The 8769-nt window shown below is 72.1% G+C and carries 11 protein-coding genes; 8 read left to right on the top strand and 3 right to left on the bottom strand.

Features of this window, described 5'->3' with window-relative positions; genetic code table 11:
• From rpmF to E1258_RS33615, 3 genes are all read left to right on the top strand, one after another.
• A partial coding sequence (gene rpmF / locus E1258_RS26775) for a 50S ribosomal protein L32 (protein WP_132405990.1) occupies positions 1-107 on the top strand: 107 nt, incomplete at its 5' end.
• Complete coding sequence (locus E1258_RS26770) at positions 104-1342, top strand: GTP-binding protein (protein WP_132405988.1); 1239 nt, start codon at positions 104-106, stop codon at positions 1340-1342. The genes rpmF and E1258_RS26770, both read left to right, overlap by 4 nt.
• Positions 1343-1444: 102 nt before the next feature.
• Positions 1445-1582 (top strand): hypothetical protein, encoded by a 138-nt coding sequence (locus E1258_RS33615; protein WP_165949909.1) that lies wholly within the window; start codon positions 1445-1447, stop codon positions 1580-1582.
• 164 nt (positions 1583-1746) lie between these two features.
• Here E1258_RS33615 and E1258_RS26765 read toward each other — a convergent pair whose 3' ends face one another.
• Entirely contained in the window at positions 1747-2214 is a 468-nt protein-coding gene (locus E1258_RS26765) for an OsmC family protein (protein WP_132405986.1), read from the bottom strand.
• A 23-nt stretch (positions 2215-2237) separates the two neighbouring features.
• On the opposite strand from E1258_RS26765, the gene E1258_RS26760 reads away from it, so the two are divergent.
• The gene (locus E1258_RS26760) at positions 2238-3047 is read left to right on the top strand and encodes a hypothetical protein (RefSeq protein WP_132405984.1); all 810 of its coding nucleotides are present in this window, start codon (positions 2238-2240) and stop codon (positions 3045-3047) included.
• A gap of 466 nt (positions 3048-3513) precedes the next feature.
• Here the strand turns inward: E1258_RS26760 and E1258_RS26755 are convergent, their stop codons facing one another.
• Together E1258_RS26755 and E1258_RS26750 are read right to left on the bottom strand one after the other, a co-directional pair.
• Positions 3514-4647 (bottom strand): HAMP domain-containing sensor histidine kinase, encoded by a 1134-nt coding sequence (locus tag E1258_RS26755; protein ID WP_132405992.1) that lies wholly within the window; start codon positions 4645-4647, stop codon positions 3514-3516.
• Positions 4648-4697: 50 nt separating this feature from the next.
• Positions 4698-5354, bottom strand: a complete 657-nt coding sequence (locus E1258_RS26750) for a response regulator transcription factor (RefSeq protein ID WP_132405982.1) — start codon at positions 5352-5354, stop codon at positions 4698-4700.
• 106 nt (positions 5355-5460) lie between these two features.
• Here E1258_RS26750 and E1258_RS26745 point away from each other — a divergent pair, with 106 nt between their 5' ends.
• From E1258_RS26745 to E1258_RS26730, 4 genes are all read left to right on the top strand, one after another.
• Positions 5461-6009 carry a hypothetical protein gene (locus tag E1258_RS26745; RefSeq protein WP_132405980.1) on the top strand — a complete coding sequence of 183 codons (549 nt, stop codon included), beginning with the start codon at positions 5461-5463 and terminating at the stop codon, positions 6007-6009.
• A complete protein-coding gene (locus E1258_RS26740; RefSeq protein WP_132405978.1) occupies positions 6006-7040 on the top strand; it encodes a peptidoglycan-binding protein in 1035 nt (344 codons plus the stop codon). Before E1258_RS26745 ends, E1258_RS26740 begins: the two co-directional genes overlap by 4 nt.
• Positions 7037-7693, top strand: a complete 657-nt coding sequence (locus E1258_RS26735; protein ID WP_132405976.1) for an ABC transporter ATP-binding protein — start codon at positions 7037-7039, stop codon at positions 7691-7693. Before E1258_RS26740 ends, E1258_RS26735 begins: the two co-directional genes overlap by 4 nt.
• Positions 7690-8769: ABC transporter permease (locus tag E1258_RS26730; RefSeq protein ID WP_132405974.1), on the top strand; the 1080-nt coding region annotated here is incomplete at its 3' end. The genes E1258_RS26735 and E1258_RS26730, both read left to right, overlap by 4 nt.

The following is an 8769-nucleotide window of genomic DNA, read 5'->3' as shown; positions in this document are numbered from 1 at the left end:
CCACCCTGGCCGACTGCCCGTGCCCCCGCCGCGAGAAGGTGATCCCGCACCGGGTTTGCACCCACTGCGGCCTCTACCGCGACCGCCAGGTCACCGAGCCGCGATGACTGCGGCGGCCTCGACCACACTGCCGGTCACGGTTCTGTCGGGCTTCCTCGGCGCGGGCAAGACCACGCTGCTCAACCACATCCTGAACAACCGGGACGGGCTGCACGTCGCCGTCATCGTCAACGACATGAGCGAGATCAATATCGACGCGACCCTGGTCCGCGGCGGTGGGCAGCTTTCGCGCACCGAGGAGCGCCTGGTCGAGATGACCAACGGGTGCATCTGCTGCACCCTGCGCGACGACCTGCTCGAGGAGGTGGCCCGCCTCGCGGACCAGGGGCGGTTCGACTACCTGCTGATCGAGTCCAGCGGCATCTCCGAACCGATGCCGGTCGCCGCCACCTTCGCGTTCGGCATCGACGGGGAGGATCGGGTGCTCGCCGACGTCGCCCGCCTCGACACCATGGTGACCGTCGTCGACGCGCCCCACCTCATCGCCATGATCACCGCCGGCGAGACCCTGGAGCAGCGCGGCCTGTCCGCGTACGAGGACGACGCCCGGACGGTCGCCGACCTGCTCGTCGACCAGATCGAGTTCGCCGACGTGGTCGTCGTCAACAAGACCGACCTTGTCGCCGAGGCGGAGCTGGCGCGCGTCGAGGCGCTCGTCACGCGGCTCAACCCCGGGGCACGGCAGATCCGCTCGACATTCGGCCGGGTGGCCCCGGCGGAGCTGATGCACACCGGCCGGTTCGACATGGCCGCCGCCGAGACCGCGCCGGGGTGGGTCGCCGAGCTCAACGGCGAGCACATCCCCGAGACCATCGAGTACGGCATCAACAGCCTGCTGTTCCGCGCGACGGAACCGTTCCACCCGCAGCGGCTCTGGGATCTGCTGGAGACGGCGGTCGCCCGGTACGGTGTGCTGCGCTCCAAGGGCTTCCTGTGGCTGGCGACCCGCCCCGGTGTGGTGGCGCTGTGGTCGCAGGCCGGCCCGAACGCCCAGTGCGACCCGGTCGGCATTCCGGTTGCGGTCTCCGGCGAGTGGCCGGACGACCCGGCCGAACGGGCTGACCTCCAGCGGCACTGGGATCCCGTGTACGGCGACCGCCGTCAGGAACTGGTCTTCATCGGCGCCGACCTGCCGGCCGAGGACCTCCGCGACGCATTGCGGCGCTGCCTGCTCACGCCGGACGAGCAGGCAGCGGGCGAGGACGCGTGGCGCCGGCTGCCAGACCCGTTCCCCGCCTGGGAGCTCGGCGACACGGCCGAGCGCCCCACCCATCGACACTGAAAGGTGACCGGATGACGGAGACCACGTCCGACGCCTACTACCGCAGCGGGCGCGCAGACCGCTGAGCTGCCGGAGCGGCTGGGCGCCGCTCTGGCGATCAACATGATCGGCCACCTTGCGCCGGATGCGCGCCGGGCGCTGTGGCACCGTCTCGCCGATCGGCTGGCGGCGGGCGCGCCGCTGGTGGTGAACGCGCAGCCGCCCGCCGAGGCGGCCGGATGGTACGCGACCTGCGCGTGACGTGCCGGTGGCACGTCGTGTCGGTTGCGGCGCTGAGCGGCGAGCTGGCCGAGGCGGGCTTCACCGTCAGGGCGGGTCCGCTGGACGTGCTGCGCGCTGTCCGATGAGCTCGACGGGTCACGGTACCGGCCACGGTGTTCCCCGAGGGATTCCTCGCCGTGGCATCAGGCGGTGCGGACGATCGGGGCGTGGCGGACCGGGAAGTTGACCGAGCTGGCGATGAAGCAGCTGCGGTGCGCGTCGGCGTGCAGCCGCTCGGCGGCGTCCACCATCTCGGGCGCTGCAACGGTCACCTCCGGCCGCAGCACCACCTCGGTGAAGTGGCCGCCGTCGCCGGACTGCTCCATCGTGCCGTGCGCGCGGTCGACGTACCCGGTCACCACGACGTTGGCGACCGCGCACATGTGCAGGTACGACAGCATGTGGCACTGCGACAGCGCGGCGACGAGGAGCTGCTCGGGGTTCCACCGCGTCTTGTCCCCCCGGAACGCCGGGTCCGAACTGCCCTCGATCGGCTCCCGCCCGTCCGCCTCGATCCCGTGGTCGCGGGCGTAGTCGCGGTATCCGCTGGTACCGGTACCCCGGTTGCCGGTCCAGGTGACCACGACGTCGTACGTGTGCGTCCGTCTCATGCCGGCCAGCGTAGTATCGCCGCGTGCGCGGGTTGGACGAGCTCGACCGGGTCGACTGGCAGCGGCTGGATCACGCCTACGGGGACGCCGGCGACGTACCGGACCTGCTCCGCTCGCTGCACGACGAGGACGCCGTGGGGGAACTCGTCGCGGCGCTGTGCCACCAGGGCGTCCGTTTCTCGGCGAGCGCGGCCGCGGTCCCGTACCTCGCCGGGATCGCGCTCGACACGGGCGAAGTGCCACCGCTGATGCTGCTGGGCTTCCTGGCGATCGGCGACGACGACGCGTACGCGTTCCCGCGCCCGCCGGAGGCGGACGGCGCGATGGATCCCGACGCGGTGGCGGCGTACCAGGCGGTGCGCGCGGAGGTGCCGGCCCTGCTGCCGCTGCTCGCCCACGCCGACTTGCGGACGGCCGCGACGGCGGCGTGGCTCGTGTCGTGGTTTCCCGCGCTGGCCGCACAGACCCTGCCGGCGGTACGGGCCAGCCGTCCCACCACGACCGTCACGATCGCCCGCGGGCTGCTCGGCGACCGCACCGTCGGGCCCGGCGGCTGGGCCGAGGCGGTCGCCGCGCTCTGCGCCGGAGACACCGACTGGGCGGTCGACGCGGTGCTGGCCGCCGCTCGCCGGCTTGGCGAGTCGGACCTCGTCGACGAGGACCTGCCCTACCTCGGCGGGGACGTCGCCGGCGTCCTGGCCTCGGCGCTCCGGCTCTTGCCACCTGAACGCCGTTCCGAGGCGATCGCCACGGTGCGGATCCTCGCCGACCGCGCCAAGCCGCCCTTCGCCACCCGGTTGCGCACAATGCGCGACGCGATGATGGCCGGCTGAGCGCGGGCCCGCCGATCGAGGACTTCCGCGCGGGCCCACGACCGACGCCGGCGACCAACCACCCTCCAGCAACTCCTCGACCACCGCCCCCAGCCGTGACGAGCGGTCGACCGCGTGACCCGTCGGCTTCGGAGACAGTGTCACGATGACCCCGACGGCGAGGCGGTGGAGGTCAGCTTCCGCAGGGTCAGCTGGCGCAGCGCGGTGCGGTGGCCGACGCCGCGCGCGCGGAGTTGGTCGTAGTAGCGGCGGACGCCCGGTGAGCTGGACGTCCTGGTCGGCGCGCAACTGCTCGAACAACCCGCGCCAGGCCGGTACCAGTTCCACGACCTGCTGCGCGCCTACGTACTCGATCGGGTCCGGGGTGTCGAAGTCGCAGCCAACCGAGGCGCCCACCTGCGCCTGCGGATCACCCGGGGGCGGATCGTCACCGTGACGATCCAAGATCCGGCCGCTGGCTCGGGTCCTACCTCGGCGGCGGCAGCTCGACGGTGACGGTGAGGCCGCCGTCTGGGCGTGGCTCGGCGGTGACCGTGCCGCCATGGGCCACCACGATCGACCGGACGATTGACAGACCCAGCCCGCTGCCCTCCGCCGAGCCGATGCGGTCGGTCAGCCGGCGGAACGGCTCGAAAATCCCCGGGATCTCGGACGCGGACACCACCGGCCCGGTGTTGCTGACCGTGAGCCGCTGACCGGCGCACTCCAACCGCACCTCGCCGTCGGCGACGTTGTACGTCACCGCGTTGCGCACCAGGTTCTGCACCAGGCGCTCCAGCAGCACCGGATCACCATGCACCAGCATCGGCTGCACCGATGCGTGCAGGCTGATACCGGCGGCCGTCGCTTCCGGGCGGGCCGCGCTCACCAGCCGCTCGCTCACCGCTGCCAGGTCCACCGGCTCGCGGGTCGTCAGCTCCTGCTCCGAGCCGGCCAGCACCAGCAGGCCCTCGATGAGCCGCTCGTGCCGAGTGTTCACGGTCAGCAGGGTCTCGCCGAGCCGGCGTAGCTCGGCGGGCGGGTCCGGGCGGCTCAGCGCCACCTCGATCAGCGTCCGGTTGATCGTCAGCGGGGTGCGCAGCTCGTGCGAGGCGTTGGCGACGAAGCGGCGCTGGGACCCGAAGGACGCGTCCAGGCGGGCCAGCATGTCGTCAATGGTGTCGGCCAGTTGCCGCAGCTCGTCCTTGGGGCCGGTGAGGCCGATGCGTTCGTGCAGGTTGCGGTCGGCGACGCGGCGCGCGGTCGCGGTGATTTGCTGCAGCGGACGCAGGGTACGGCCGGCCACCAGCCAGCCGAGATAGATGCCGACGACCGCGACCCCGGCCAGCGCGACGACGCCGCGTTGCAGCAGCGAGGTCAGCGTCTGCCGCCGGAACTGCACCCGCAGCTCCTCGGCGAGCTTCATCCGCTCCAGAGAGTCGGCTTTCGAGGCGACGTCGATGCCCGGCGGGTACGTCTGCGCCACGGTGGACTTCGCGGCGGCGACGGCCCCCTGCGGCACGGCCATCACGGCCTCCTGGCTGAAGCTGTTGGTGTTCAGCGCCTGGGCGAGCAGCACATAGGTGATGGCGAGCAATGCGGTCCCGGCCAGCAGGAACATGCTGCCGTATAGGGCGGTCAGCTGGGCGCGGACGGTCAGCCGGTGGGTCGTCACGGGATCTGATACCCGACCCCGGTCACCGTGGCTATCACCTGCGGCGGTCCCAGCTTCCGACGCAGTGTCAGGATCGTCACCCGCACGACGCCAGTGAACGGGTCGGTGTTCTCGTCCCAGGCCCGTTCCAGCAACTGTTCGCTGCTGACCACCGCGCCGTCGGCCCGTAGCAACTCCTCCAGCACGGCGAACTCCTTGCGCGACAGGGCGACATGGTGCCCGTCGCGGTAGACCTGGCGGCGGGTGGTGTCCAGCCGCAGCCCGGCGCGTTCCAGCACGGGCGGTGCGGCCGGGCGGGCGCGGCGGCCCAGGGCCCGGACCCGGGCGATCAGCTCCACGAACGCGAACGGCTTGGACAGGTAGTCGTCCGCGCCCAGGGACAGCCCGGCCACCCGGTCGGTGAGCCCGCCAGAGGCGGTGAGCATCAGTACCCGGACCTGCCAGTCGGAGTGCACCACCGCCCGGCACACGTCGTCGCCGTGCACCACCGGCAGGTCGCGGTCCAACACCAGGACGTCGTAGCTGTTCACCGCCAGCCGTTGCAGCGCGGCGTCACCGTCGTAGGCGGTGTCGACGGCCAGTGACTGCAGCCGCAGACCCTCCGCGATCGCGTCGGCCAGTACGACCTCATCCTCTGCAACCAATATGCGCACGCGCTCATCCTGCCTGCTGGAGCCGTTAGAAACCTGTTAGCGCCGACGCTGACGAACCCTTAACCGGTGATCTGGTGTGGTGGCTCCCAACCCGAGAGGAGCCGTGATGAACCACGGAAGAACCTGGCTGATCGCCGTACCGATGATGCTGTTGGTGGCCGCGCTCGGCGGATGCGCCGGCGATGAGAAGGCGCCGGAGGTCGCCTCCGCCGGCGGAGGCGTCAAGCCGTCCGGCAGCGCCTCGGCGGCGCTGGACGACGCGGCGCAGGGCCGCAGGTTCGCCCAGTGCATGCGCGCCGCGGGCATCGACATGCCCGACCCCGGCCCCGACGGCATGGCCGTGGTGCCCGCCCAGACCGCCGGCGACGAGGCCTCGGCCAAGAAGATGGATGCGGCCATGGAGAAGTGCCGTGAGCTGCTGCCCAACGGCGGGGAACCGCCCAAGGCCTCAACCGAGGACCTCGCCAAGGCCCGCGACTACGCCAAGTGCATCCGCGATAACGGCCTGCCCAGCTTCCCCGACCCGGACGCCGAGACCGGCACCTTCCGGCTCGACCCCGACAAGGCCGGCGACCTCGACAAGCTTCCGGAGGTGGCGAAGAAATGCCCGCAGTTCGGCGCGGGAGTGATGCCAGGGATCGCGGTGGGCGGATGACCCGCCGAACGTGGAGGGTGTTGGTCGCCGCGGTGGTCACGCTGGCTGCCGCAGGAGCCGCCATCGTCGTCCGCGACGACGATCGGGAGATCCCGCCGGCAGCTGCCGGGCTTGCGGCGACCACCACGGTACGGCGGCAGACACTGGCCGAATCGGTCACAGTCGACGGCAAGCTCGGTTATGGCGACCCGATACCGATGAAGTCCGCGGCCAGCGGCACGGTGACGTGGCTGCCCAAGCCGCATAGCACCGTCCGGCTCGGCGGCACTGTGGTGCACGCCGACAACCGCCCGGTGGTGCTGCTCACCGGCGTCCTGCCGATGTACCGGCCGTTGTCGCCGGGCGTCGAGGGCCCGGACGTGCGGCAGTTCGAACGCAACCTGCGCGCGCTGGGCTATACCGGCTTCACCGTCGACGACGAGTACAGCGACGCCACGGCCCGGGCGGTGCGGCGCTGGCAGAAGAAACTCGAGCTGCCCACAACCGGCACCGTCGACACCTCCTGGGTGATCGTAGCCGCCGGCCCTGTCCGGATCGCCGAGCTCAAGGTCCGCGTCGGTGATCCTGCCGCCGGCCCGATCCTCACCTACACCGGCGAGGGCTCGGTCGTCACCGTCGACGCCGAGGCCGACGCCGCCGGCTGGGCGAAGCCTGGAGCGAAGGTGTCCGTGGGCCTGCCCACCGGCAAGAAGGCGGCCGGCACGGTGACCCACGTCGGCGCCGAGGCCACCGCCAAGGAGGGCAAGGACCCGACGGTGCCGGTCACCATCAAGCTCGGCGACCCGAAGGCCGCCGGGGGCCTGCGCGCGGCCCCGGTCGAGGTCACCTACACCGGTGAGCAGCGCAAGAACGTCCTCACAGTGCCGGTCCCGGCGCTGCTGGCCCTCGCCGAGGGTGGGTACGGTCTGCAGGTCGTCGAGGGCGGCGTCGTACGCTACCTGGCGGTCAAGGTCGGCATGTTCGCCGACGGCCGCGCGGAGGTCAGTGGCGCCGGGCTGACCGAGGGCATGACCGTGGGGATGCCGTCATGATCCGGATGAGCGAGGTGGGCAAGACCTACCCGGGCGGCGTCGCCGCTCTCACCGCCGTCTCGATGCACGTCGACGCCGGCGAGCTGGTCGGCATCGTCGGCCCGTCGGGCTCCGGCAAGTCGACGATGCTGCACCTGCTCGGCGCCCTCGACCGGCCGTCCACCGGCACCGTCCGGATCGACGGCCACGACGTGGCGACCCTGCCCGACCGGTCCCTGTCGGCGCTGCGCGCCCGCACGATCGGCTTCGTCTTCCAACAGTTCCACCTGGCGCCGGGGGTGCCCGCCTTGGACAACGTCGCAGACGGCCTGCTCTACACTGGCGTCCGCCGCCGCGAACGCCGCCACCGGGCCGCCCACGCCCTGCAGCGTGTCGGCCTCGGACACCGGGCACACCACCGCCCACACGAGATGTCGGGCGGCGAACGCCAGCGCGTGGCGATCGCCCGCGCGGTCGTCGGTGACCCGGCGGTGCTACTCGCCGACGAGCCGACCGGCAACCTCGACTCGGTGGCCAGTGCGAGCGTCATGGCACTGCTGCGAAGCCTGCACGCCACCGGCACCACTGTCGTGGTCATCACCCACGACCGGGAGATAGCCGGCGACCTGCCACGCTGTCTGCAGATGCGCGATGGCCGGCTGGCAGAGTCATGAGCGTGCTGCAAAAACCCTTACCGACGCAGCCGTCCCGGCCGAGTCCCGCCCGTCTCCGCCCGGCAGACGTGGTCCGGGTCGGGGCCGCCGGTCTACGCACCCGGCCCCTACGTATCGTGCTGTCGGCGCTGGGCATCGCGATCGGCATCGCCGCGATGCTCGCCGTCGTCGGGATCTCCGCCTCCAGTCGCGCGGACCTCGACCGGACCCTGGACGCGCTGGGCACGAACCTGCTGACAGCAGCATCGGGCCAGACCATGACGGGCGCCGACGCGAAGATGCCCGCCGAGGCCCCGGCGATGGTCCGGCGCATCGCACCCGTCGAGTCGGCGACCGCCGTCGGCCGGCTGGACGCGAAGGTCTACCGCAGTGAGTACATCCCGGAGGGGGAGAACGGCAGCATCTCCGTGCTCGCCGCCCAGCCGGACCTGCCCGGCACCGTCGGGGCGCGGCTGGCCGTAGGACGCTGGCTGACCGGTTCCGTCGACGGTCCGGCCGTCGTGCTGGGTGCCGCCACCGCGCAGCGCCTCGGCATCGGGTCACCCGGGCCCCGGGTCTGGCTGGGCCGCCAGTGGTTCAGCGTCGTCGGCATCCTGGCGCCGGTGCCGCTGGCACCCGAACTGGACGCGTCGGCCCTGGTCGGCTGGACGGCGGCGCAACGCCTGCTCGCCTTCGACGGCTCACCGACCACCGTCTACACCCGCTCGGCGGAGCGGTCGGTCGAGCAGGTCCGCCGCGTCCTGGCGGCGACGGTCAACCCACAGGCGCCCAACGAGGTGAGGGTCTCGCGGCCCTCCGACGCACTGGCTGCGGCCCGGGCCGCCGACAGCGCCCTCAACGGGCTGCTGCTGGGCCTGGGTGCGGTGGCTCTGGTCGTGGGCGGGATCGGCGTCGCGAACACCATGGTGATCTCGGTGCTGGAGCGGCGGGCGGAGATCGGGCTGCGCCGGGCGCTGGGGGCCACCCGCGGCCAGATCCGGCTGCAGTTCCTGTGCGAGTCGCTGCTGCTGGCCACGCTGGGCGGAGCCGCGGGAGTGCTGATCGGGAGTGCGGTCACGGCGAGCTATGCCGGGTAC

Source organism: Micromonospora sp. KC207 (genome assembly GCF_004348615.1).
Taxonomy (GTDB): Bacteria; Actinomycetota; Actinomycetes; order Mycobacteriales; family Micromonosporaceae; genus Micromonospora.
The sequence above is the reverse complement of the archived record's forward strand: the minus strand, read 5'-3'. Positions and strand labels throughout refer to the sequence as shown.